The sequence below is a fragment of the Fervidobacterium riparium genome, assembly GCF_025370035.1.
In the GTDB taxonomy this organism is placed as follows: domain Bacteria; phylum Thermotogota; class Thermotogae; order Thermotogales; family Fervidobacteriaceae; genus Fervidobacterium; species Fervidobacterium gondwanense.
The window spans coordinates 577,305-602,023 of record NZ_CP009277.1; the positions used below are offsets into that span (position 1 = coordinate 577,305).

The following is a 24,719-nucleotide window of genomic DNA, read 5'->3' on the forward strand; positions in this document are numbered from 1 at the left end:
AATAAAGATTAATACCAGTACCTCTTCTTTCTAACCCTGAATCCAACTAAGACACCGTAAATGAAACCACCTGCGTGCGCCCAATAGGCTACACCAGTACCTGTGACATCCGCATACATGCCGTTGAGTATCTGCATAATGAACCAAAGGAACAAGTATATAACAGCTGGAATCTCGACAAGAAAAGGCAGAATAAAAAACACAAGCGAGACTATGCGTGAATAATAAAACAACACAAGGTATGCACCCATCACAGCGGATATAGCGCCTGAAGCACCAACCAATGGGTAAGGAGAGAATGGATTGAAAATTATGTGGAAAAACAATGCAAATATGCCTCCAGTTATGTAAAAGAGAAAAAACTTGAAATGTCCCATCGCATCTTCAACGTTGTCACCAAAGATCTTCAAAAACCAAAGATTTCCAATTATGTGAGCCCAACCTCCGTGGACAAACATGTGAGTAAAGAGTGCAACGACTGGAAAAGCGTAAAACATCTTTTCAGGCACAAAACCAAACGTGTAAAAGAATGAATTTAAAAGTTCTTCATCCCAAAAAAGCGTCAGCTCATACAGAAAGACCAAGATGTTTGCAAATATTATTAGATAATTAACAACCGGACGTTTCAAGCTTGGTATCGTATCATATAACGGGAACATTGAATCACCACCTTATTTTTTAAACAGAGCGTACTGAAGGATTCCAACCCATTCGTAAAAGACCTGACAAAATGCGTAAAAACCACCATGGTTCGGAATATAATCGAGATAAACGTTGCGAAAGTCGATAGGATAATCAGCCTGAACATGGTAAATTTTACTAAAAAATTTTCCAAAAGACAAAAGAGATCGCCTCATATGCGTTGTACTAGTTACAAGAGTTATAGGAACATTGCCTATCAACTCATACGTGTATTTCGCATTTTCGTATGTGTTCCGAGCCATTTCTTCGACTATTATATTCTCTTCTGGAACCCCGAAGCTAATGAAAACATCTCTCATAACCGAAGCTTCTGGTATACCTTTCGTCACAACTCCGCCAGTAACAATTATTTTCCTTGGGTTCTTCAAATACAGCTGATAAGCTTTGTAGAGGCGTCTGAGCGTGTGCTTTCCGATTTCTTCCATACCACTGTATATGTCAATCCCGCCACCTAATACTACTATGTATTCACCACTATCATCGGTATCTGGAATGTATAAAGTTTTGCTTAAAAAATACGCAAACCAACCGGAAGAGATGACATAAAAAATTAACGATAGCCCTAAAAATATTTTCCACATTCTGCTGCGTTGCTTGTATAAAAATACGGATAGTGCTATAAAAATTAGGACAATTATTCCGGGAAAGACAACGAATGAGGAAATAACCCTCAATAAAGCAAACATGTCCTACCCTCCGTTTACTGTTTATTCTACTGTGTAAAATCCAATATTCTAAGCTCCTGAAGTATTCCTAAGGTATTTTTGAAGAGCGACCTCATCGATGACTATCCTTTCTTTCCTATCGCTTTCAAGCATTTGTGCCCTGATATACCTCTCCTTAAGCTTTTCAAAGCTCCTTCTTTCTGTTCTCTTTTCCAAATACATTTGCAGGGTCTTCTCTTCAAGAAGTCTCAGCTCAGATAGTCTCAATTTCAAGTTTCCAATGTGTTCATTGTACATCTTTATTAGGTAAATGAAAAAAGCAACTTGCGTGCCGGTTTGAGTACCGGTACGAAGTTGCGTTTCTATCTGTTTTTTAGAATTTTCGACGCTATCGATTTCTCCTTCAACTTTTCTAATCTCGGTTCTGATTCTGCTCAGTTCACCCTTTAATGATTCCTCTTCTTTTGCTCTTAAATATAAGAGTTTCTCAAGTCTGAAAGCCAAGTTTCAATCCTCCAAAATTGAATTTACTTGCCGGATAAGAAAGCAGACAGAAGCTCGACAAGTATTTGGAGAACTTTCTTGCTTGTTTCTGAAAATCTTTGCCCTTCAAAATTATCGAGTGAGATTATTATAACTTTCTTGTCTCTAACTTTCACACTTCCGACAAGCGGTATAAAGTTTGGAGTTGTGACTCCTGCTCTTTCCCATATTTCCCGCTGTTTGCTCTGAAGATTAAGTCGGTAAGCGTCAAGGAGCTCAACAACCTTGTTTTCTCCGATATTTGGTCCGTAGTTATCATCGGATGCTTTAATTAGAACATTCTTGACTTCATCATCGTAGTTGTACACCGCAACGCACTTGTATGTGTCGTTTTCCAAAAGCCAAATGGATGCTTTCTGTGTTTCTGGTACAAGCTTCACAAGGTCACCTAAGATTCTTTCAAGGTACTCTTCAAGTGTATTCGATTCGTTCCAGAGACTTATAATCTTCGTTATAGAATCGAATTTTTCTATTACATCCTTGTACATCCGTTGATTTTCTATAACTTTCATAGCTGCAAGCACCTGTGAACCGAGGAATGAAGATAGTGCCTTTGCAAGACTTAAATAATGCTCTGGTACATGGACAACAAACTTAAAATTCTCTATGGGGATTACCTGGTAGTTCTGTTTTTCGTGAGTGAATGTCTTTACCTCATCAATTTGCTTTACCTTTTCGATTAGTTTATAATCTTTAGAGCCTATCAAGTATTCGTTGTCTTTCAAAAGCACAACAGCTATATGTGGATACTCAGCATGAAATTTCCTCGAAAAAGTCGTGACGAATTTATCCAAATCACCCTCAGCTTCACCAAGCGATTCAAGTATTTTTTGTTCGACAAAGGAAAGAAGTTTGTATAGAGTTCTCTCGAGGACCTTTTCTGTAATATCGTACATGAAACCTGCAACGCCATAACCACCGGTTCCTAATCTTATTGGCATTCTTTGGATGTTGTAATGTCTCCCAGCGATCATGAGTTCGTGAGATTGATTCCTTCTATTCTTCATAACCTTCTTATCTATTTCATCTATTTCTTCGATCCCAAGTATTTCCGATTCTTTCTTACCGACAACTTTTTCTTCAGGCAACCCCACGACGTTTTCAAGTTCTTTATTAACCCACAGATACCTTCCCTTATTGTCTTTTATGAACGCTGGCGTGGGTAGTTTTTCGAAAAATTGCTGCAAAAAGTATAAGTACCTCATGCTGTTACCTCCTCTATCTTCACTTGAATAATCTTTGATATGCCGTCAACCATGGTCACTCCGTGTACTATATCTCCAGCCTCCATTATAAGTTTATTGTGCGTGATTACTATAAACTGCGAATTTTGTTGCTCAAGTAGCCTTCTGAACTTTTCTGAGTTGTAGTCATCAAGCGGTGCATCGACCTCATCCAAAACGTAGAAAACACCTTTGTTAGATTCAAGCATCGCCATTATTAACGCAATTCCAACAAGTGCTTTTTCGCCGCCAGAAAGCAACTGTAATCTCTGAACCTTCTTACCCATCTTAGATATATTTATCTCGATACCTGCTTCGAATATATTAACATCATCTGTGAGTCGCATACTACCCGTTCCACCGTAGAAGAGCCCTTCGATATATCCTTTGAATGCCTTGTTAATTTGATTAAATGTCGCTAAAAACTGTTCCCTTGCTTGTATATCAGTTTGCTCTATCAGCTCTTCAAGTTTCTTCTTCGCATCTTCCAAGTCAAGTTTTTGCTTCATTAGTTCGTTGTACTCTTCTTCAACCGCTTCGTACTCATCTATTGCTGATAAATCAACCGCACCAAGCATCCTAATTTTGTTTTCTAAATCTCTCATCTGCTCACCAAGTTCATCGATCTTCTCAGGATCGAGTTCAATCGGCTCCCTGTACTCTTCTGGAATATTAGATATTCTAAACCTTATTTCTTGGAGTCTCAAGTCAGTCTCATGGATTCGTTCTTTTGTTGTTTCTATCTCTGCCTTTACCTTTCTTATTTCTTCCTCGAGGTATTGCAGCTGTTGCAGTTTCTCTTCCTTTCCGCTCTTCCTCTCTTTTATGCCTGTAAAAATGTCCTGTGCGGTGGCTTTTAAACTTTCGAGCTCTCTCTCGTTTTCAATCAAGAACTGCTTGGTATTGTTTATCTCTTCTTCAAGTCTTGCAATAACGTTCTTGGCTTCGCTACTTTCTTGAGCTATCTCTTCAAGCCTCTTGTTTGCCCGCTCATTCTCAGCAGTGTACTGTAATTTTCTTTCGTAGAGGTTCTTCACTTCAGCCCTATACGTTGCGATGCTTTCGTTCAACACTTCAAGCTGTTTCCTACGCTCTTCAAGCTCTTTTGAGAATTCACTAACGCTACTTTGCAGTTCTTTCCGTTTCTCTTCAAGCGATTTTGTTTCTACTTCAAGATTCTCTATTCTCGCGACATTACCCTCGTACTTTGCATTGTATTCAGCTTCGAGCTTGGTCAACTCAGAAAGTTCATTAGAAACGTCTTTTAGAGCTTTCTGTATTTCTTCGAGGACCCTTCTTGAAGATAAAGATTTGCTCGAAACACTTGCCAGCTCTTCTCTTATAAGGTTTATGTTGTCCTGAATTTGTTTCATCTCGTTGGAAATATCTTCTATGTCACTTTCGAGATGAGTCTTTTCTTTTGTCATATTCTCTAATTCTTCCTGCAAAGTTTTAAGCCTGACTTTTCTTGCAATGAGAGAATTCGAATAATCTTCTTTCGACTTTCCTCCACTCATCGAACCTCTGCCGGATATTAATTCGCCATCTAAGGTTACGATCCTGGAGCGCAAGTTATATTTTCTCTTTATAGCTATGGCTGAGTCTATGTCTTTAACTATTATATCGTTTCCAAACAAATAGTATGGAAGTGTCTCGTACCTACGGGAAACATTTACGAGCTTTGCGGCATATCCGATAAATCCGGGCTCATTTTCAACCCCGGCAATCGGGCTGAAAGAAGTGTCAATGAGGTCGAGGGGTATAAAAGTGGCGCGTCCGTACTCTCCAGCTTTCAAAAACTCAATAATTCTCTTACCGTCTTCGGCTGTTTCGACAACCACATGTTGGACAGCTCCGCCTAACAGTGTTTCATAAGCTGTCGACAATGATTTTTCGAAGTCCACTAAATTTGCAACAACATCTATTAGACCTGTGAAGATATCCTTGTTTTCAAAAATCTTTCTGATGGCAAACCCAAAGCCATGATACTCCGAAATCTGCTTGTTTACAACCTCTATTTCTGCCTTAATTTCTTTCTCGTGTCTTAATATTGTATCGAGAGCTTTCATTTTTCTCTCTTTATCTGAGCTTAATTCTTCCAACTTATCCTTCGCTATCTCAAGCTCTCTTACCAATTCATTTTCTTTTTCGGTTATCTCAAGGAGGTGATTTTCGAGATCTTTGATCTCCTCCTCCAGCTCGAGTTTTCTCGTCTCTTTCGCGGTTCGCTGACTATGAATCATCTCAAGCCTGTGCGAGATATCTTGGTTGTTTTCTTTTAACCTTATAATTTCATTGTGTATTTTGGAAAGCGATTTGTCTACTTCCTCATATTCCTGTTTCTTCTTCAGTATCTCTCGTTCTTGCTCTGAGTACTGAGTGTATATCCTTGACTTTTCCTCTTCGAGTTTTTCCAACTCTTCTTCCTTTTTAGCAAGCTCTTCAGATATTTTCGAAACAATTAGCTTTATCTCTTCATATCTATTCTTTAAAGATTCTGACTCGTTACTCAGCATGTCGAGCCTTGTAGTTGTTTCTATGTACTTACTCTCAAGCTCGTTAAGTTTCTTTGTGAATTTTTCCCTTATTTCTCTGAGTTGATCTTCACGCATTTTGAATTCTTCGAGAGTCTTTGTATAGCTCTCCATCTCAACGTCTATTTGGTTGAATTCTTCTCTAAGAGTAGACCAATTTATCTCGAGCTGAGCAACGTGTCTGAGTTTTTCTTTGAGCGAAACGTTCAGTTCGTTATAATAGCTCTCCATATCCGCAAGCCTTTGAGACTCTACTTTGAAAACAGCTCCGAAGTACTGTTTTTTGATTTTCTCAAGCTCTTCTGAATACTCTACGTACCTTTCCGCCCTCTTAGCTTTCAAATAAAGAGATTTCCTATTCTTATCTACTTCGAAGAGAACATCGCTTATTCGACTAAGATTTATCTGTGTAGCATCGAGTTTGACTAAGGCTTCTTTCTTCTTTTCTCTGTATATCCCAATACCTGCGATCTCTTCTATCATCGTCCGCAAGCTTTCAGGTGTAGCCGATACTATCTTGTCTATTTGACCTTGACCTATTATCGAATAAGGGTTCTTACCGTAACCATGCGACATCAACAGTTCTCTGATGTCTTTGAGCCTTGCATCGTCACCATTAAGAAGATATCTGCTCGTGCCATCTCTTGATAATTCCCTGCCTATGCTTATCTTATTTCCTTGATCATCAAATACAAGTTCGACATACGCATATTGAGCTGGTGGTCTTTTCTCATTTCCCCAGAAAACAACATCATCGCGCTCTTGTGCGCGAATTTCTTTCATTGATTGCTCACCAAGTACCCATCTAATTGCATCAACAACATTGGATTTTCCTGATCCATTTGGTCCAACAACAACCGTAACCTTATCTGAAATATCCAGTTTTGCAGGATCTGCAAAGGACTTAAAACCTTTAATAAATATCTCTTTGAGGACCACCAGCAATCCTCCCCATGCGACTACTTAGAATAATAAAAGAAATCTTAACCTTTTAACAACTCTTTCCTTATGGTCTGTGAAACCTCATATATATCTCCTGCACCGACAAACATATAAACACTGTTATCCTCGAAGTTAATCCCCTTCAACTGTTCTAGTTTTTCCACGAACACGGCTTTTGGGATACCTTCAACTATCTTCCTTGCACTTACCCCGTTTTTGCTTTCAAATGCCCCGTACACTTCTGTTATGTATATCTCATCTGCATCTTTCAAAACATCTTTAAACCTTTCAGCCTCTCTTTTTAATCGAGTGTAGCGATGAGGTTGGAAAACAACCACTATTTTTCTGCCGGGATAAATCTCCTTTGCAGTTTTCAATATGACTTCGAGTTCATCCGCCGTATGTGCGTAATCATCAACAAGCGTTAGATTACGGCTCTTATCGTCATAGCTTACATTGAATCTTCTTCCGGGTAATGAAAAATCTCTGAAAGATGATAAAACGTCGTCGATGTTGTACCCTATGCTTGAAAGTAACGAAACCACAGCTAATGCGTTCAATGCGTTATGATATCCTGGAACAGGTAAAAGCAATTTCTTCTCACCCCATGGTGTTAAGAGCGTGACTATCTGTCCAAAACCGTCTTGTCTGCGCTCAACCATTTTGAAATCGCCGGAGTACACGCCGTAGCTGACATCTCCTGAAAACTTCTTTTCGTCTGCAAACGTCACGACAAATTTTGAGTTTTTTATAAGTGTTTCAAACGAGGAATAATAATGTTCTAAGTTCTTGTAATTCTCAAGGTGATCTTCTCTGATATTTGTTATTATCAGATACTCCGGCTTGAATAATTCAAATCCCGGTTGGCTTTCATCCAGTTCGTAAACAGCTATCTCTTTCCCTTTCCTATAGTTGCCATGTTCAAGCTTTTGGTGTAACGCACCAAGGAAGACGTAAGGCTCTGCTCCAAGGTTTATCAAGCTATTTGCTAACATGGACGTTGTTGTAGATTTTCCATCTGTTCCAGTTACGGCAAAACCTTTGTACGGCTCTAAAATTTTCCTGAAATGATCTATTCGCATCGTTATCTTAATATTATTTTTGATTGCATAGACGTACTCAGGATTTTCTTTCGATATAGCCGGTGTTACGACTATTTCATCCACGCCTTCAACATTTAATTCTTCGTGCTTGTCGTATACCTTAATTCCCAGATGTTTTAAGTAAACTGTTCTCTCTGAACTATACGGGTCACTGCCTGATACTAATTTTCCGTTAAAATGTTCATGCATGGCTTGAGCACTCATTCCAATACCGCCAACGCCTAAAAAGTGAATTCTGCAAGTCTTCTCTGAGTTTCCAAGGTTCTCAAAATTTCCAGACGAGTCAAATTTTCCACACATCTGCTATACCTCCAGGTCATAGTTTTATCTCAATAATATTACACTCTTTGAATTTTAAAAGCCTAAGTCTTCTTCTATCATCTGAACAATTCTTTTTGATGGATTTTCACGCTCTTCAAATTTTCTACCTCTCTCGAGCATTTTCCTTATGAGCTCGACAATCTTCTCAGGTGTGTATTCCACTTCACGTACCATCGTACCGAGTCCTTCTTTTTCAACGAGCTTCGCATTAACTACCTGATGCGATTCGGTTGCACCTTCCCAAGGTACAACAATTGCAGGGACGTTGAAATGGATGAGCTCTGAAATAGTCGTTGCCCCAGCACGCGTTATTGCCAGATCAACGCTTCGCCAGTAAGCGTACATGTTCTCAATATAATCTCTTAACTCAACATTTTGTGGAACTTCATCTTCTAACTTTTTCCCACCCGTTGACAAAATAAAATCGATGTCAGGTAGCAACTTTGCAACTTCGATTGTCATGCGATTTAAGAATTCGCTACCGCCACTCCCACCTATCACTAAAACTGTTGGATGACGAATTTCTGCAACGCCTTCCCTAGTCCAGACCGGATTTCCTGTCACGGCTATCTTGCTCTTTGCACTTTCAGGAAAGTGCTGTACGCTCTCCTCGAAAGCGACAAAGACTCTTTTAGCAAAATTGGAGATAACCTTATTCGCCCTTCCTGGAATCGTATTTTGCTCTTGCACATATACAGGAAATCCGAGCTTTTTGCCAGAGAGTGCCACCGGATAGCTGACATAACCACCGGAGACGTAGATAAAATCAGGTTTGAACTCTCTGAGCTCTCCTTTTATACGAATTCCGTTTGCTCTCAACTTGAAAAATCTAAACACATTCTCTGGATGAATTATTGGGCGCCTTAATCCTTTGACAGAGATACTTACTCGTCTGTATTCAGGATGAACCTTAGGAAGCAACCGCTCTTCAATTTTTCCTTCAACACAAAAGTACAAAACTTCTGAATCGTACTTCTTGGCGAGTTCTTCAAGCACCGCGAGATTAGGATAAAGATGACCACCTGTCACGCCACCTGCTACCGCGACTTTCAATTTGCCTCTGCTCATATTACCTTTCATTCTCTCCCGTCTCGTAAGATTTTCTATTTAGCAAGCCGGATAATATTATACCAAACCCTGTAAGAAGTGCCATCATCGAACTTCCACCAGTACTTATGAATGGCAAAGGAATTCCAGTTACTGGAAAAACACCCGCGAAAACACCAAGGTTAACTGACACGTGAAACAAGATCACAGTTGCATAAGACCAAGTGAACGTCCTGAGGGCGATGTCATCTATATAGCTTGCAACCCTCATCAACGAATAACTCAAAAGCAAATAAGCCACACTGACAAGCAGTATGCCAAAAAATCCGAAGTCTTCCCCAATAACAGCAAGAACAAAGTCACTCTCGGCCTCGGGAACATAGACTTTCAGCCAGCTGTTCCCAATGCCCCATCCTGTTGCTCCAGAATTCTTTATCGTTCTCAAAGCAATATCAACTTGCGGAGCTACTTCGCCACTGAAAAAGTATCTCAACCTTCCAAGCTGATAAGAGTGGAGAAATCCACCAATAACGGCAACGATAAAGAGAGCAATTACTATGAAAAGCAATATCAAAAAGTACCGAAACTTAGCCCCTCCGTAGTACAAAGTAACCGCGGCAATCATAAAAGTGAAGAGCGCTGTACTCAAATTGGGTTCGATCAAAATTAAGCCTGCATACACTGCACCTAAAAACAAAGGAAAAAGAAAACCGCGTTTGAACTCTTCCATTCTTCCCTTGTTATTCTTTGCGTAGACAGAAAGATAAAGAATGAGTATTATCTTTGCAAACTCAGAGGACTGCAGTGTAAATCCACCAATTCTTATCCACCTATGCGCCCCATTGATAGACGGGAATAAAAAAACTAAAATTAACAAACCTATACCTATGAAATAGAACAATGTCGCGTTCTTTTCATAAAAACTAAAAGGTATGTTCATCGCGGCAATCATTATTACCAAACTCAAAACAAGCATAATAACGTGCTTTTGGAAAAAGCTACTCGACGTACCAAGCACTTGCTCTCTGGCAATATCTAAACTGTACATAGCGATTGCACCAAGTACAAAAAGGATCAGATATGCGATTATCGTAACAGCAATTTCTCTTCTCACTTGAAGTATTCCTCCCAAATATTTAGCATTGTCACAAAAAAGAGATTACTGAAGTCCATACCCTTTTCCGAAAGTTTCACGCCGTCAAAAAAGTCGAACCTTCTTTTCAAAATATCCAGAATTTCAGACACATCTACGTGAGTCTTTTCCTTGAGGTACTCAATATTCACGCCCCATTTTGTTCTAAGAGACATGAAGAGCGTTTCTAACGCCTCACGTTCGGGAGTGTTTACCACTTCATAGACTCTCGGCAGTCTCCCTTCAGATATAGCGATGAAATAATCATTTAAAGATTCGTAATTATTGTACCTAATAAACCCAATGTGCCCACCAGCTGCAATCCCTAAACCGATGTAATCAGCGTTGAACCAGTATTTCAAATTGTGCAAACAATACTTCCCGTTCATAGCAAAATTCGATATTTCATACCTTTCATATCCTAAATTCTTAACGGCATCTAAGAACATTTCGTATCTTTGAAAAGTCTGCTCGTCCGGTCTTTTCAAGATTTGATTACCATTCTCACCGTGCACTTCGAGCATGTAAATAGATATATGATCCGGTTGAAAGTCGTTAATAAACCGAACATTCTCTTGGATGCTTTTCCAACTTTCACCCGGCAGACCAACTATAAAATCGACATTGATGTTATCAAAATATCTTCGGGCCAAGTCAAACTTTCGCAAGAATGTTTCGAAATCATATAATCTACCCGACTTCTTTAAAACTATATCATCCGCACTTTGCAATCCCATGCTCAATCTGTTTATGCCGAGGGCTCTATACCCTTTCGCAAGTTCTTCGCTCAACGAATCAGGATTAACCTCTATTGTAAACTCTTCTAAACTTAGGTACTTTGAAAGTTTTTCGAATATCATTGCTATATTCCTCAAAGGAAAAATACTCGGAGTGCCACCGCCAATGTATATGGTGGAAATGCCAGTCGAAAGGTATTCACTGTACATGTCAATTTCTTTTAAGAGATACTCTGTGTACTCTTCGTAGTTCTTATCAACAAAACTCACAAAATCACAGTAAATACATCTACTTTTGCAAAACGGAATGTGAATGTAAACCCCTAAACCATTCGGAACTCTCTCTAACAAGATATCTTCACACAATTTACCCAACTCCGTAAAAAATATCTGTTTTCAGTCGGAAAATTTAAACCTAAAGTAAGCAACATTATTTTGAATTATTAAATCTCCTGAGACAGGCGAGAGGAACCTCATCCATATCCCATACTTTATACTCTCTGAAGACGGGACATATGTACCGTACGCAGCAAAGAAAAATCTAAAATCTTGAAAGTCTATGAATATCCTACCACCTAATATTCCTACAGGCCTACCTTCTTCAAAATCCCAACCGAGATTAGCTGTTACACCCTGCTCAAGTGATTTATCAGCGAAGACATAAAATCCAAGTGAATGTATACTGCCAAGCTGGACATAACTCAACTGGAGTGAGTCTATCCCTGCAAACCCCCTTCTGATATTTATGCTCGGTTGATTTATACCCATTTTGCTAAGTGAAAAACCTTCGTAATTGAGTGAAAATGGACCAATTGTACCTTCACCAAAAGGAATACTTGGTAGCGAGAACCAGGTCTTTGAATACTCGGTTTGAATGACTTGGTTTTGTGAGATATAATAAGTCCTCTCAAAACCTGTACTCGGTATTGAATAATTTTCATATCCTAAAGTAAGTGCTACACCATATGTCTGACCAACAAAGGTAAGCAGGTCAAAATAACTTTTGTCCACTGTTCTTTTCGCAGTTATAAATCCAAGTTTATAACTCTCGGTTCGAATATTTTCATCATGCAATCTCAAACCAACAGCCAATTTCGAATCTTCGTAGACCAAAGAAAGGTTCCACAAGTTGAAAGAAACAGAACTATACAAACCACTTACCCATGGTTGCAAACTTTTAATGAATCTCTCTCCGTAAAAAAGTTCGCCATCATCTGAGAAACCAATTGTCGACACCAAGACGAAGAGTACTATAACAATTGTAATCTTAAAACTCGAATGTATAGGAGTTTTTTTCGACACTCTATACGGTTTGAAATCCATACTTTCCCCCCTTAAAAAGCTGAAAATTATCCTCTCAAAAGTTTATTAAGAACATCGTTAACGGTCTTTGGATTTGCCTTCCCTTTCAGTTCTTTCATAACTTGTCCCACAAAGAACCCGAAAAGACCTTCCTTGCCAGCTTTGAACGTTTCCACTTGTTGTGGATAGCTTTCGATCACTTTCTTTGCTACCTCTTCTATCAACGATGAGTCATCAACCTGCTTAAGCCCCTTTTCCTCGACTATTTGCCTTGGCAACTTGCCAGACAATGCAGATTCTTGGAAGACTTCTTTTGCCATATTTCTTGATATTGTTCCGTTTTCTACGAGTTCTATAATTTCTACGAATGTATCACTTGTCACACTAAGTCTTTCTTGTCCGTATTCTCCGTAAAGTCTGAAGAGCTCCGTTAAAAACCAATTAGCTACTTCTTTCGGTTTATTCACTTTTCTCACAACTTCTTCATAGAAGTCGGCTATCTGTTTATCTTCAACAAGAACCCACGCTTCTTTTTCGCTCAGTTTATATTCAATGACAAATCTGTCCAATCTCTGGTCTGGTAATTCTTCCAAGTTATTTTTCACATTCTCTATATAATTTTGAGTTAAAATAATTGGTGGTATATCAGGTTCTGGAAAATATCTATAGTCGTGCGCTTCTTCTTTACTTCGCATACTGACAGTTGTTTTCGTACTAAGATTCCAACCTCTCGTTTCCTTTTCAACTTCCAAACCTTTTTCCATTAAATCTATGATTCTTTCATACTCGTACTGCAACGCCTTTTCAACAAACTTAAAAGAATTCATGTTCTTAACTTCAACTTTATTACTTTGCTTACCTGTGAGAGTGTCAATCACAGAGATATTCGCATCGCATCGCATAGCACCTTTCTCCATATCTCCCGTGCTTACATTTATATACCTCACGATGCTTCTAAGTTTTTCCATAAAAATTCTTGCTTCTTCAGGAGACTCTATGTCAGGTTCTGTAACAATCTCGGCGAGCGGAATACCACATCTATTCATATCCACAAGAGAGTGTTCTGCTTCTGTTATGCTATCACCTGCATGAAATAATTTACCGGCATCTTCTTCCAAGTGTATTCTTCTTATCCTGACTTTCTTGCCATTAACTTCCAAGTATCCATGCTCTGCAAGTGGATAAAAGAACTGTGTTATCTGATATCCTTTTGGTAAATCAGGGTAAAAGTAATTTTTTCGATCAAACCTCGAGTATGTATTTATTTTGCAGTTCAGCGCCAAGCCAAGTTTTGTGCCAAGGAGAAACATCTCCTCCGAAGGTACAGGTAACGCACCAGGTTGACCAGTACAAACTGGACATATCGATGTGTTCGGTTCAAGCTCAAACACATCTGCACTGCAGTCGCAGAACGCTTTTGTCCTTGTGTTAAGCTGTACGTGTATTTCAAGTCCGATTACTGGCTTGTATCTTTTATCCATCACACCTTCCTCCTTCAATTAAAACAGTTGATTAAAACATATCATTTAATATTTCTCTCTATTTCATCGGCTATGCCAAGCACGAGTGCATCAGAGAATCTTGGTCCCATGATCTGAATGCCAACTGGAAGATTCTGCGACTTACCAAAAGGTACGCTGATAGCTGGCAGTCCAGCAAGATTTGCCGGAATTGTGAATATATCCATCAAGTAATACACGAGCGGATCACTGACCGAGCTAACTTCAAACGCGGCTATTGGCGATGTCGGAGTTACTATGAAGTCGTAATTTTCAAATACCTCTGATAACTTTTTTGATATCTTTCTTCTTACTTTCTGTGCCTTTTCGAAATAAGCATCGTAGTAAGCTGAGCTCAAAGTAAACGTTCCGATAAGTATCCTTCTCTTCACTTCTTCACCAAAGCCGTATCCTCTCGTCTTTTCATACATTTCGCGAAGGCCTTCTGCGGAAATTCTATATCCATACTTCACACCATCGAACCTCGACAAATTAGAACTCACTTCAGCAGGAGCGATTATGTAGTACGTTGCGACGGAATACTTTATCTCATCTATATCTACAAGCTCAACTTCATGACCAAGCGACTCAACAAATTTTGCGAATTCATCAACTCTCTGTTTGATACCATCATCAACACCTTCACCGAAGGACTGTTTTGCAATAGCAAATCGTTTCTTTGGCATTTTCTTACCTATGAACTGAGTGAAGTCTATATTGCGCTCCACTGTCGTTGAATCCATTTCATCTTTTCCTGCTATTATATTCATGACTATGGCACTGTCTTCAACATTTTTTGTAATAGGACCTATCTGATCAAGTGACGAAGCGAAAGCAACTAAACCGTACCTTGAAACTAATCCATACGATGGTTTAAATCCGACAACACCACAAAATGCTGCGGGCTGTCTTATAGAACCACCGGTATCACTGCCGAGCGCAACGACAACCTCACCAGATGCAACGGCCGCGGCGGATCCACCACTGCTTCCACCCGCTACCCTGCTCTTATCGTGAGGGTTTCTCGTGGGACCAAAAGCAGAATACTCCGTACTTGCTCCCATTGCAAATTCATCAAGGTTAGTTTTTCCAACAATCGAAAAATTCATTGATTTAAGCTTCTTAACTACAGTCGCGTCGTAAGGAGCGATGTAATCTTTCAAAATCTTTGAAGCGCAAGTCGTTCCAAGACCTTTTACATTTATATTATCTTTTATGCCTATCGGTATGCCGGGTTTGGCGTCTTTATTCACACTTATGAAGGCATTTAGAACACTATCTTCCTTTTCTATAACCTCTAAAGAAGTCTTTACAAGATATTCTCCATAACCTTGCTCAACTAATTTCGAAGCTTCACTTATAGTAATTTTTTCGAATTCTACAGTACCGAACAGCAAATTAAACACCTCCAAAGCAATCCAGAAATTTCGATATTAAAATTAAAGCGCACTCTGGATGAAATTATACCACACATTCAGCAAAATGTACTTATATATGTTAAAATAATAACGGTAATCCAAGACTTAGTAATTGGGAGGTGCAATAATGATTTTTGAAAAGAATAGTTCGAAATATTATTTTCACTACCCATTCCCAGTCGCTATAATCGGTGTTGTTTCGTCAGAAAAGGTGAATTTCATGTCTGCTGCGTGGCACACTCAGATATCCTTTGATCCACCACTGTATGGGGTTCTTATATCTCCAAAAAGATATACAAATCAATTGATTCAAAAGTCGAAAATGTTCTCAGTGAATTTCCTGAAATACAGTGATTACAAAATCGCAGGCTATGTTGGAAGAACTTCGGGAAAGGAAATAGATAAAGCAAAAGTTTTCGAGTTGAAATACTCTCAAGGACAGTTGTTGAACGTCCCTGTGCTTGAGAATGCTATTTCATGCTATGAGTGTAAAGTAGTTGAAGAACGAACATACGGTGACCACATCCTATATGTCGGTGAAATCCTCGGAGTACACTATGATGAAAACTTTTACAAAGACAACCTTTCAAAAGAACTGCTGCTTTATCACGGCAACGACAGATACACATTTGCAGTAACAGACAGCGTAAAATTTGGAAAAGAGGAAGTTTTGGAAGAGTTAAAAAAATCTAATTTTTGAAAAAAGTGATATAATTTTGATATAATTCTATCTAAGACGTGTAGGGGAGGTGGAAAGTATGAAAATTTTCCTTGATACTGCAAACATTGATGAGATAAGACAGGGCGTTGAGTGGGGGATAGTAGATGGTGTCACTACAAATCCAACGCTCATAGCAAAGGAAGGCGCAGACTTCGAGAAACGCATCAAAGAGATTTGTGAACTCGTACAAGGACCGGTCTCGGCAGAAGTAATTTCTTTAGATTGGAAAGAGATGGTCGAAGAGGCAAGGAAACTCGCCTCAATAGATGAATACGTAGTAGTTAAGATTCCAATGACGCCAGATGGCATAAGAGCAGTTAAAGTGCTCTCGGCAGAAGGCATAAAGACAAACGTAACGTTGGTATTCAGCGCAAACCAAGCACTCCTTGCAGCAAAGGCAGGAGCAACGTTTGTAAGCCCATTCATTGGTCGAATTGATGACAACGGGAACGACGGTTTGAAACTACTCGAGGAAATAATGCAGATATACACAAATTATGGATTCGAAACAGAAGTCATAGCAGCAAGTGTACGCCATCCTATGCACGTTGTTGAAGCAGCGATGATAGGTGTGGATATTGCAACGATACCTTTCGACGTTTTGAAAAAAATGTTTTTGCACCCCCTCACAGATGTTGGAATAAAAAGATTTCTGCAGGATTGGGAGTCTTACAAGGCTAACAAGAAATGAAATATAGAGCAGGGAGGAAAATAGATGTATAGAACACATACTTGCGGCGAATTAAGGGCATCTGACGAAGGCAAACGCGTAGTATTGGCCGGATGGATCGAAAGGATTAGAGACCTCGGTGGTGTAAAATTCATAGTACTGAGGGACAGATACGGTAGAACGCAGATAGTTGTGAATCCCGATTCTCCAGCTTACGAGACTGTTGCTCAACTTTCACGAGAAGACGTGATCAACATCGAAGGTGTTGTTAGAAAAAGGCCACCCGAGGCGGTTACATCCGACTTAACCGGTGAGATAGAGGTCCTTGCGGAAAAATTAAACATACTCTCAAAATCTGATCTCCCTCCATTCTATCCGGGCGACGATGTTTCCGAAGAAATGCGCCTGAAATACAGATACCTCGACTTAAGGACGCAGCGGATGACAAATAACATTATTACGAGGCACAAACTTGCTTTCGCAGCAAGAAGATATCTTTCGGAAAACAACTTCCTTGAAATAGAAACACCGTACCTTACAAAAAGCACACCGGAAGGCGCTCGTGACTTCTTAGTACCATCTCGCCTAAAAAAAGGCAACTTCTACGCACTTCCGCAAAGTCCACAACTTATGAAACAGATACTAATGGTCTCAGGAATGGATAGGTACTTCCAGATAGTACGGTGCTTCCGCGACGAAGATTTAAGGGCAGACAGACAACCAGAATTCACTCAAATAGACATAGAAATGTCGTTTGTTCATATGGAAGATGTTTTACAAATGGCAGAAGGGTTGATAAGATCAATGTACGCGGAAGTTGGAATAGAACTACCAGAAAAGTTCGACAGAATAAGTTATGATGAGGCTATGGAAAAGTATGGTTCAGACAAGCCAGACAGAAGATACGGTATGGAACTCCAAGATTTGACTCAATTTTTCAAAAGTTCAGAATTCAAAATAATCCAAGACGTCCTATCGAAAGGTGGTTCGGTCAAGGGATTTAAAGCTCGTATACCGATGAGTAGGAAAATAGCAGATGAGTATTCCGAATTTGTCAAGAATTTCGGACTTGGTGGTGTGCTCTGGTTTAGGCTTGAAAATGGTCAAATCGCATCGACAACAGTTAAATATCTTGAAAAAGAGTACACAGAGATCTCGAAAGCGTATTCAATGGAAGAAGGAGACGTATTCATATTGGCAGCACATGATAATAGAGAAAGGCTTAGCGAGGCGCTCGGAGCCTTGAGACTCAAAATCGGAAGAGAACATGTGAAAGTCGAAGGTTTCGATGCACTGTGGGTAATCGACTTCCCGTTCCTCGAATGGAGTGAAGAAGAAAATAGATTCGTCGCGAGACACCACCCATTCACAATGCCGTATGAAGAAGACATAAACAGCGGTGTGGAACTCTCAAAAGTCAGAGCTCACGCATACGACATGGTAATTAACGGCTTTGAAGTTGGAGGCGGAAGTATAAGGATACACTCAAGAGAGCTTCAAGAGAAAGTTTTTGATATAATAGGATTAACGAAAGAAGAAGCACAAGAAAAATTCGGTTTCTTCTTAGATGCTCTTAGATACGGTGTACCACCACATGGTGGTATAGCATTTGGTTTAGATAGACTTGCTGCTATTGCGGTTGGCGCGGATAATATAAGGGAAGTTATCGCATTCCCAAAAACATCGAGCGGAACGTGTCTGCTTACAAATGCACCGTCAAAAGTTTATTCATCACAACTCGAAGAACTTGGAATCGTTTTGAAGGAGTAGGTATTTTTGAGATAACAAATTAGGAGTCAACTATGTAAAATTAAAAGTTTTACTCCGAAGTAGCTAATGCAAAACCAACATTGAATTTTTCACGCTTTTTCAACATCGCATACATCGTTCTCAACAACTTGTGCGCTACTGACATTATCGCTTTCTTGTACGGTAATCCTTGCACTCTTTTTCTCTCAAAGTATTCTCTAAAGTATTCGTTGTGTATTACAACACTCACTGACATTAGCCAAATTATTCGTCTTAAGTGTGCATTATCTCTTTTGGAAATATGACTTTCAATTTTGCTTTTACCTGATTGATATATACTTGGATCAAGTCCACAATATGCAATGAGCTTTTTGTAGGAACTGAACCTTGAAATCTTGCTTCTGCTAAGAAATGCATCGCACTGTTTTGTCCAATGCCTTTAATCGAAGTGAGTAGTTCAATATCCACATTGTTCGAAGAACATTCGCAATATTGAGTAAGCTTGCTATCACATTCTTCAAGCTGTTGTTGGAAAAGTCTGAGTCTTGTAATGTTTTGAACGAGTAACATCTCTTTCATAGGCCAATATTGAGCGATAGAATTACTTGCAAGTTCTTTTAGAAAAGCAACAGAAAGTTTCGGCTTTCTTCCGGCAGGTTTTGAGAAGAAGGCATTCAGAGTATTGATAGAAGCCTTTTGAATAGCTTTAGCAGAAGGGAAAGAGGAAAGCAGGTCTAAGATAGCATCGTTGTATATATTGGTAAATCTTTCAAGCTCAGGGAAGAGGAGATTAAGAAGCTTTTCGATATTGTTCTTGATTCTTGAAATATCATGTATGATGTTTTCACGTTCCCTAACAATATCCCGGAACTCAGGATTGAGGAATGGGGAAGAAGGAAGCTGGTGTTGAAGGTAAAATAAAGTGCAAGCGATAGAGCGAGCATCGATTTTGTCGGTTTTGGTCTTTCTAAGAGAAATAGAAGGGGAATCTTTGACAATAAGAGGGTTAAGGACGATGCAAGAGAAATCGTTAAGGGCAAGGAAGGAAAGCAAATTGAGGTGATAACATCCGGTAGACTCCATAGCCAAAACGATGGAGTCTTTGGGGAAAGAAGAAAGACTGTCAACAAAGGAGGCAAATCCTTGCTTGGACATCTCGAAAACTTTCTCGAAAATGATGGAATCAGGCTTGGAAATGGCACAGACGTTGAACTTTTCTTTGGAAACGTCAATGCCAACGAAAATGGAGAAAACTTTGGTATGCATGATATGACCTCCTTTTGTTTGATAGAAAGGCGAGGGCAGGTGCCTGCTGAACCAAACCTCCATGATGACAAGGGTTTCAAACCCAATCAACTTATCATGGTTAAAGGCAGGCAACAGACTCCAAAAATGGCTTGAAAGCCAAGGCGAAAAAAGTTGTCCTGCCCTTGCCTATCTTTTGACTAAAATATTTATACCATAATTTTACGTAGGAGGTGTGGATATGGCTATTAAATTCGATAAGAAAGAATTAGCCGATAAGTTGATAGTGACTATTCATGGCGAAATTGATGCATACCATTCTGGAGAAGTGAAGAAATTTCTTAAAGATGTCATCACTGAGTCCAAAACTAACAAAATAGTGCTCGACATGTCAGAAGTAAATTACATTGACAGCGCTGGTTTGGGCAGCCTGGTTGCACTTTACAAAGATGCGCGAATGGCTGAAAAGGAGTTAGTCCTCGCGTCGTTAAAACAAACCGTAATGCGTATATTTGAAATGACAAGGCTTGATAGAGTATTTAAGATAGTTCAGACAGTCGAGGAGGCTTGATAAATTGTACTGCAAAATAGCAATAGACGGACCAGCCGGATCCGGGAAGACTACTGTTGCCAAAGAGCTTGCCAGAAGGCTTAACATAGATTACCTCGATACTGGTGCTATGTACAGAATTGTTGGGCTTTATCTTAAAGAAAGTGGTATAGGTCCCGATGCTGACGAAGAAGAAATTCAGAAAAAACTTGAGAATTTGTTTATTGAATACAAAGATGGGAATTATTTAGTTAATGGTAAGATTGTAGGAGATGAGATTCGTACCGCCGAAGCCGGAGTTTACGCTTCGCAATATGGTGCCAATCCGGCGGTGCGAAATTTTCTTACTAACTTGCAGAAAGAGATATGTAAGAATCGAAGCATAGTTGCAGAGGGGAGAGATATCGGTACAGTTGTGATGCCAGATGCACAAGTGAAAATCTTCCTTGTAGCATCTCCAGAAGTCCGAGCTAAAAGAAGATACGAAGAACTTAAAGCAAAAGGAAAAGAAATAAGTTTTGATATCTTGCTTAATCAGATCATTGAACGCGACAAAAACGACACATCAAGAGAGATTGCACCACTTGTTAAAGCTCCAGACGCGGTAGAAATCGACACTTCAAATATGACAATAGAAGAAGTGATAGAAGAAATTTTGAGAATAGTCAAGAACAAATGCAGAGTGATTGACAATTAATCTATTAAGGAGTTTCACATATGCCAGCCAAAATTTTGATTGGTCCGTATGGTTTTTGTTTTGGCGTTGAACGAGCTGTGGATAATGTAATTGCATTATTGGAAAAAGGCGAAAAGCTTTTCACAGATGGCGAGGTTGTTCATAACAAGAACGTAATTTCGCACTTGAAAAGTCTCGGATTAAGCTCGGAACCTGTTGAAAATGGCACTTTTGTAATAAGAGCACACGGACTGCCGCCAAAGATAACTCAAGAAATAGCAAAGAACCATAAAATATTGGATCTTACTTGTCCAATCGTGCTGAACGTCTTTAAATTAGCAGAAAAACTGAATTCTCAAGGTTTCACGATAGTTGTATTTGGGAAACCCGACCATGCAGAGATGATCGCGCTGAAAGGGCATGTCCAAAGCGCTATCATAACAAAAGAACCTCTCAAAATTGATTCAAAGAAGATAGCGTTACTCAGTCAAACGACAAGCTCAAGCGATGACTTCCATACATTTGTCGAAAAAATGAAGGAATTGAATTCTGATGCCGAAATATCTGTATACAACACGGTATGTGGTGTTACCACAGAACGGGAAGATGCAGCAAAAGAACTCTCAAAAATGTGCGATTTAGTAATAGTAGTTGGTGGAAAAAACAGCTCGAATACAAGAAAACTTTACGATATCTCTTCAAAAGGAACCTTAACACTTCATGTTGAAGATTTGAAAGAATTCGAAGAGATGTTAAAAAGCAAAGCAGAGATTGAAAGCATCATTACCAATGAAAATTCAACGATTGGAGTGCTCAGTGGAACGTCAACATCACAAAGAGATGTTAATATCCTTGTGAAACACATTCTTGAAAAATACGGTGGGAGGGAAAGTTTCATGGCGGAATTAAACAGAAACAGCACATCACAGGTCGAACAACAGGAAAACTTCGAAGAACTTCTCGAGCAGTACGAAAGAGCAACAGAGGCAAGCCCTGTGGGTAGGGGGAAAATAGTAGAAGGCATCGTCACAGAAATTACGCCAACAGGACTAACCGTAGACTTTGGATGGAAAGGCACAGGCGTTGTACCATTGGAAGAGATGTACAAAGAATTATCAGAGTACAAAGTCGGTGACAAAATCATTGTGAGGATAGAAAAGCTGAACGAAGATGAAGGCACAGCTCTGCTCTCCGAAAAGAAACCGATGGCAAGGAAGGTAATTGAAAACATAGGCAAAGCTTATTCAGAACAGAAAACAGTATATGGAAGAATAATCGAAAGGATAAAGGGTGGTTACAGAGTTATTCTCGAGAATATTGTCGAAGCATTCTTGCCTGGCAGCGAATCTAATATAAAAGAGGGAGAAGAGCTTCCAAGGGAAAAAATGCACTTTGCAATTATAAACTTCGAACAGCGCGGGAAGAAATTGAACATAGTAGTCTCCAGAAAGCGCTTATTCCAAAAACTAATAAATGAATTTTTTGAAACGCGTAAACAAGGCGATGTCATAGAAGGAATAGTGGAGCAAATAGATGAAAGGGGCGCGTTTGTAAAGATTGGTGGCATACTGACTGGATTCTTACCAAATAGCGAAATATCTTATAACTCATCGATCAAGGCATCCGATGTATTAAGCATAGGTAAAGTTATGAAATTCTTAGTTAAAGAATTAGACCCAGCACGAAAGAGAATAACGCTGAGCCTCAAAGCACTGATGCCAGACCCATGGGAAAGTGTTGATAAGAAATTCAAGGTCGGTCAAAACGTAACTGGCGTGGTGACATCAGTCAAACCGTTCGGATTCTTTGCCAAAATAGATGATGGAATTGAAGGTCTCGTTCCTGTTTCTGAAATTTTTTGGGGCAAACCCGGCAAAGTTACAGATGTCGTAAATGTTGGAGAGCATGTAAAACTTCAAATATTGGAAATCGTACCTGAAAAGAGAAGGATACTCCTTAGTTATAAGTCCGTCGAAGGTGATATATGGGAAAGGCTCCAGCAAAAACACCCTGAAGGTAGTGTCGCAGAAGGAAAGGTTATAAAAGTTTTACCAAATGGTGTAATAATTGAAATCGAGCCAGGACTCACTGCCTTCTGCAATATATCGGAAATTTCCTGGAATTTTGTTGACAAAATCGAAGATGTCGTAGCAGAAGGTCAGCATGTAAAATTCCAAATTCTCTCAATCGACAAAGAAAACAAAAAGGTCAGAGTAAGCATTAGAAAAGCAACCGAAAATCCATGGGAGAAATTTGCCGCAGCACACAAAGAAGGAGATACAGTCAGTGCTAAGATAATAAAAAGCGTAGATAAAGGCTACATCGGCGTGTGTGAAAATGTAGAGGTGTACATTCCGAAAACACAAGTTTACGAAAATTTAAGCATTGGAGAAGAAGTAAGTGGTAAAATAATAAAGTTGGAGAAACAAAAAGACATTTATAAAATAATCGTCAGTCCAAAAGCATACGGAAGCGAAACAATGAAAAATATGCAAAATCAAGAAAAAACGAACTTTTCAAATGTAACTTTGGAACAAACGCTGGAGGGAAAAGCAAATAATGCCACTGAATCGGAAAGAACCGAAGAAACAACCGGAGGAGAAAAGTGAATTAACTGGATCAAAATTTGGAAAAGCGCCTATAGTTTTGATAGTAGGTAAAAGTAATGTTGGAAAATCGACACTTTTTAACAAACTGATTGGAAAGAGGAAATCAATTGTTGCAGATGAACAGGGAACAACAAGAGACGCGGTCATAGACCGCGTCCTTTGGTATGATAAATCATTCCAGCTGGTGGATACTTGCGGTATATTCGAAGGAAAAGAAAATGAAATATACGAGAGAAGTAGAGACGCAACCATTAAAGCTCTTGAAGAAAGTGCTCTTGTTCTTTTTATTGTCGACGGCAAGAATGGATTATCGTCTGAAGATCACACTATAGCTTCAATTCTAAGAAAATCAGGTGCGGACGTACTACTGGTCGCGAACAAAACCGAAAGCGAGAAATACTACCAGAAGGTTTATTCTGAACTCTTTTCATTGGGATTTGGAGAGCCGTTCCCAGTTTCGGCAGAACAGAGCAAGAACTTGGACGAGCTAATAGAGAATGTGATCAGCAGGCTTGAGGAAAAAGGCTTCGATTTAGAATACACTGAAAATAACGAAAATTTGATCAGAGTAACGATAGCTGGCAAACCAAATGCTGGCAAATCCTCCCTCTTTAACATGATAATTAATGAAGAAAGGGCTTTAGTCACTCCCATAGCTGGCACTACGCGAGACACAATAGACGAAATTGTAAAAATAGGGGACAAGAATTACCTATTTGTCGACACAGCAGGGTTAAGGAAAAAAAGCAAGATTGAAGACTTCATAGAAAGAATAAGTACTTTGCGAACAATAGAGGCAATTGAAAAATCCGATGTCGTCGTTCTGGTAATCGATTCGACCCAAGGAATAACAAGACAAGATCAGAGAATTGCCGGTCTTGCCGAGAAGAATGGGAAGGGCCTCGTTGTTGTTTTCAACAAATGGGATCTTGTGAAACACGCAGACAGGCGTGTAAAAGACTTTATGGACATGTTTAAGGAAAAGCTCTACTTCGTTGATTTTGCTCCCGTAATCTTCACCAGTGCGGTTAACAAAGTTGGATATAAAGAATTGATGAAGGCTATTAACACTGCTTACGCTTCGCTCCATAAGAAAGTACCTACAAGTGCTGTTAATGCCGCTATACAAAGAATGATAGCTAAGCCACCTCACGGACTGAAGTTGTATTATGGACTTCAAGTGGATATAAGGCCTCCGACATTTTTATTCTTCGTAAACAAAATCGAAGTTCCGGAAAGCTTTCAGAACGCTATAAGGAAAAACATAAGGGAGCAAATTGATCCATTTACAGGTGCACCTATATTCCTGAAATTCAAAGAAAGAGAGTAGC

The 24,719-nt window shown here is 39.4% G+C and carries 21 protein-coding genes; 7 read left to right on the forward strand and 14 right to left on the reverse strand.

What is annotated here, in order from left to right:
- Positions 1-8: 8 nt before the first annotated feature.
- The 12 genes from IB67_RS02570 to gatA are packed head-to-tail and all read right to left on the reverse strand — an operon-like array spanning position 9 to position 15,147.
- The gene (locus tag IB67_RS02570) at positions 9-659 is read right to left on the reverse strand and encodes a rhomboid family intramembrane serine protease (RefSeq protein WP_339747685.1); all 651 of its coding nucleotides are present in this window, start codon (positions 657-659) and stop codon (positions 9-11) included.
- Positions 660-671: 12 nt separating this feature from the next.
- Positions 672-1,388 (reverse strand): YdcF family protein, encoded by a 717-nt coding sequence (locus tag IB67_RS02575; RefSeq protein WP_339747681.1) that lies wholly within the window; start codon positions 1,386-1,388, stop codon positions 672-674.
- 48 nt (positions 1,389-1,436) lie between these two features.
- Positions 1,437-1,871 (reverse strand): flagellar export protein FliJ, encoded by a 435-nt coding sequence (gene fliJ, locus IB67_RS02580; RefSeq protein ID WP_498875434.1) that lies wholly within the window; start codon positions 1,869-1,871, stop codon positions 1,437-1,439.
- Positions 1,872-1,894: 23 nt separating this feature from the next.
- Positions 1,895-3,115: a PAS domain-containing protein gene (locus IB67_RS02585; RefSeq protein ID WP_339747675.1), complete on the reverse strand. Its 1,221-nt coding sequence runs from the start codon at positions 3,113-3,115 to the stop codon at positions 1,895-1,897.
- Complete coding sequence (smc, locus tag IB67_RS02590; RefSeq protein WP_339747672.1) at positions 3,112-6,606, reverse strand: chromosome segregation protein SMC; 3,495 nt, start codon at positions 6,604-6,606, stop codon at positions 3,112-3,114. The genes IB67_RS02585 and smc overlap by 4 nt, the downstream gene beginning before the upstream one ends.
- A 44-nt stretch (positions 6,607-6,650) precedes the next feature.
- Positions 6,651-8,012: a UDP-N-acetylmuramate--L-alanine ligase gene (murC, locus tag IB67_RS02595; protein WP_339747669.1), complete on the reverse strand. Its 1,362-nt coding sequence runs from the start codon at positions 8,010-8,012 to the stop codon at positions 6,651-6,653.
- Positions 8,013-8,066: 54 nt separating this feature from the next.
- A complete protein-coding gene (locus tag IB67_RS02600) occupies positions 8,067-9,101 on the reverse strand; it encodes a UDP-N-acetylglucosamine--N-acetylmuramyl-(pentapeptide) pyrophosphoryl-undecaprenol N-acetylglucosamine transferase (protein ID WP_498875435.1) in 1,035 nt (344 codons plus the stop codon).
- Between the two features lies 1 nt (position 9,102).
- Complete coding sequence (locus IB67_RS02605) at positions 9,103-10,194, reverse strand: FtsW/RodA/SpoVE family cell cycle protein (protein WP_498875436.1); 1,092 nt, start codon at positions 10,192-10,194, stop codon at positions 9,103-9,105.
- Entirely contained in the window at positions 10,191-11,315 is a 1,125-nt protein-coding gene (hemW, locus tag IB67_RS02610) for a radical SAM family heme chaperone HemW (protein ID WP_498875437.1), read from the reverse strand. The genes IB67_RS02605 and hemW overlap by 4 nt, the downstream gene beginning before the upstream one ends.
- A gap of 30 nt (positions 11,316-11,345) precedes the next feature.
- Positions 11,346-12,272 (reverse strand): hypothetical protein, encoded by a 927-nt coding sequence (locus IB67_RS02615; protein ID WP_072759532.1) that lies wholly within the window; start codon positions 12,270-12,272, stop codon positions 11,346-11,348.
- A gap of 26 nt (positions 12,273-12,298) precedes the next feature.
- Positions 12,299-13,732 (reverse strand): Asp-tRNA(Asn)/Glu-tRNA(Gln) amidotransferase subunit GatB, encoded by a 1,434-nt coding sequence (gatB, locus tag IB67_RS02620; protein ID WP_072759543.1) that lies wholly within the window; start codon positions 13,730-13,732, stop codon positions 12,299-12,301.
- Between the two features lie 41 nt (positions 13,733-13,773).
- Positions 13,774-15,147 carry an Asp-tRNA(Asn)/Glu-tRNA(Gln) amidotransferase subunit GatA gene (gene gatA, locus IB67_RS02625; RefSeq protein ID WP_498875438.1) on the reverse strand — a complete coding sequence of 458 codons (1,374 nt, stop codon included), beginning with the start codon at positions 15,145-15,147 and terminating at the stop codon, positions 13,774-13,776.
- A gap of 148 nt (positions 15,148-15,295) precedes the next feature.
- On the opposite strand from gatA, the gene IB67_RS02630 reads away from it, so the two are divergent.
- Genes IB67_RS02630 through aspS form a run of 3 tightly spaced genes read left to right on the forward strand, consistent with a single transcriptional unit; the run spans position 15,296 to position 18,329 of the window.
- The gene (locus IB67_RS02630) at positions 15,296-15,868 is read left to right on the forward strand and encodes a flavin reductase family protein (RefSeq protein WP_339747648.1); all 573 of its coding nucleotides are present in this window, start codon (positions 15,296-15,298) and stop codon (positions 15,866-15,868) included.
- Between the two features lie 58 nt (positions 15,869-15,926).
- A complete protein-coding gene (gene fsa, locus IB67_RS02635; protein ID WP_339747645.1) occupies positions 15,927-16,580 on the forward strand; it encodes a fructose-6-phosphate aldolase in 654 nt (217 codons plus the stop codon).
- 24 nt (positions 16,581-16,604) lie between these two features.
- The gene (gene aspS / locus IB67_RS02640) at positions 16,605-18,329 is read left to right on the forward strand and encodes an aspartate--tRNA ligase (protein WP_339747642.1); all 1,725 of its coding nucleotides are present in this window, start codon (positions 16,605-16,607) and stop codon (positions 18,327-18,329) included.
- Between the two features lie 49 nt (positions 18,330-18,378).
- Here the strand turns inward: aspS and IB67_RS02645 are convergent, their stop codons facing one another.
- Both IB67_RS02645 and IB67_RS02650 read right to left on the reverse strand, forming a co-directional pair.
- Complete coding sequence (locus IB67_RS02645; RefSeq protein WP_498875508.1) at positions 18,379-18,672, reverse strand: transposase; 294 nt, start codon at positions 18,670-18,672, stop codon at positions 18,379-18,381.
- Complete coding sequence (locus IB67_RS02650; protein WP_498875439.1) at positions 18,582-19,574, reverse strand: IS110 family transposase; 993 nt, start codon at positions 19,572-19,574, stop codon at positions 18,582-18,584. Before IB67_RS02650 ends, IB67_RS02645 begins: the two co-directional genes overlap by 91 nt.
- Before the next feature lie 220 nt (positions 19,575-19,794).
- On the opposite strand from IB67_RS02650, the gene IB67_RS02655 reads away from it, so the two are divergent.
- Genes IB67_RS02655 through der form a run of 4 tightly spaced genes read left to right on the forward strand, consistent with a single transcriptional unit; the run spans position 19,795 to position 24,718 of the window.
- Positions 19,795-20,124 (forward strand): STAS domain-containing protein, encoded by a 330-nt coding sequence (locus IB67_RS02655; RefSeq protein WP_339747515.1) that lies wholly within the window; start codon positions 19,795-19,797, stop codon positions 20,122-20,124.
- Positions 20,125-20,128: 4 nt separating this feature from the next.
- A complete protein-coding gene (gene cmk, locus IB67_RS02660; protein WP_072759553.1) occupies positions 20,129-20,800 on the forward strand; it encodes a (d)CMP kinase in 672 nt (223 codons plus the stop codon).
- Positions 20,801-20,820: 20 nt separating this feature from the next.
- Positions 20,821-23,388, forward strand: a complete 2,568-nt coding sequence (locus IB67_RS02665) for a bifunctional 4-hydroxy-3-methylbut-2-enyl diphosphate reductase/30S ribosomal protein S1 (RefSeq protein WP_072759555.1) — start codon at positions 20,821-20,823, stop codon at positions 23,386-23,388.
- Positions 23,339-24,718 (forward strand): ribosome biogenesis GTPase Der, encoded by a 1,380-nt coding sequence (gene der, locus IB67_RS02670; RefSeq protein ID WP_084634387.1) that lies wholly within the window; start codon positions 23,339-23,341, stop codon positions 24,716-24,718. Before IB67_RS02665 ends, der begins: the two co-directional genes overlap by 50 nt.
- Position 24,719 lies beyond the last annotated feature (1 nt).

Excerpts from the sequence above, each read along its gene's own strand:
- IB67_RS02570 (WP_339747685.1), bottom strand. The coding sequence starts at position 659 with ATGTTCCCGTTATATGATACGATACCAAGCTTGAAACGTCCGGTTGTT.
- IB67_RS02575 (WP_339747681.1), bottom strand. The coding sequence starts at position 1,388 with ATGTTTGCTTTATTGAGGGTTATTTCCTCATTCGTTGTCTTTCCCGGA.
- IB67_RS02585 (WP_339747675.1), bottom strand. The coding sequence starts at position 3,115 with ATGAGGTACTTATACTTTTTGCAGCAATTTTTCGAAAAACTACCCACG.
- murC (WP_339747669.1), bottom strand. The coding sequence starts at position 8,012 with ATGTGTGGAAAATTTGACTCGTCTGGAAATTTTGAGAACCTTGGAAAC.
- IB67_RS02600 (WP_498875435.1), bottom strand. The coding sequence starts at position 9,101 with ATGAGCAGAGGCAAATTGAAAGTCGCGGTAGCAGGTGGCGTGACAGGT.
- IB67_RS02615 (WP_072759532.1), bottom strand. The coding sequence starts at position 12,272 with ATGGATTTCAAACCGTATAGAGTGTCGAAAAAAACTCCTATACATTCG.
- gatB (WP_072759543.1), bottom strand. The coding sequence starts at position 13,732 with ATGGATAAAAGATACAAGCCAGTAATCGGACTTGAAATACACGTACAG.
- IB67_RS02630 (WP_339747648.1), top strand. The coding sequence starts at position 15,296 with ATGATTTTTGAAAAGAATAGTTCGAAATATTATTTTCACTACCCATTC.
- fsa (WP_339747645.1), top strand. The coding sequence starts at position 15,927 with ATGAAAATTTTCCTTGATACTGCAAACATTGATGAGATAAGACAGGGC.
- aspS (WP_339747642.1), top strand. The coding sequence starts at position 16,605 with ATGTATAGAACACATACTTGCGGCGAATTAAGGGCATCTGACGAAGGC.
- IB67_RS02650 (WP_498875439.1), bottom strand. The coding sequence starts at position 19,574 with ATGCATACCAAAGTTTTCTCCATTTTCGTTGGCATTGACGTTTCCAAA.
- IB67_RS02655 (WP_339747515.1), top strand. The coding sequence starts at position 19,795 with ATGGCTATTAAATTCGATAAGAAAGAATTAGCCGATAAGTTGATAGTG.
- IB67_RS02665 (WP_072759555.1), top strand. The coding sequence starts at position 20,821 with ATGCCAGCCAAAATTTTGATTGGTCCGTATGGTTTTTGTTTTGGCGTT.
- der (WP_084634387.1), top strand. The coding sequence starts at position 23,339 with ATGCCACTGAATCGGAAAGAACCGAAGAAACAACCGGAGGAGAAAAGT.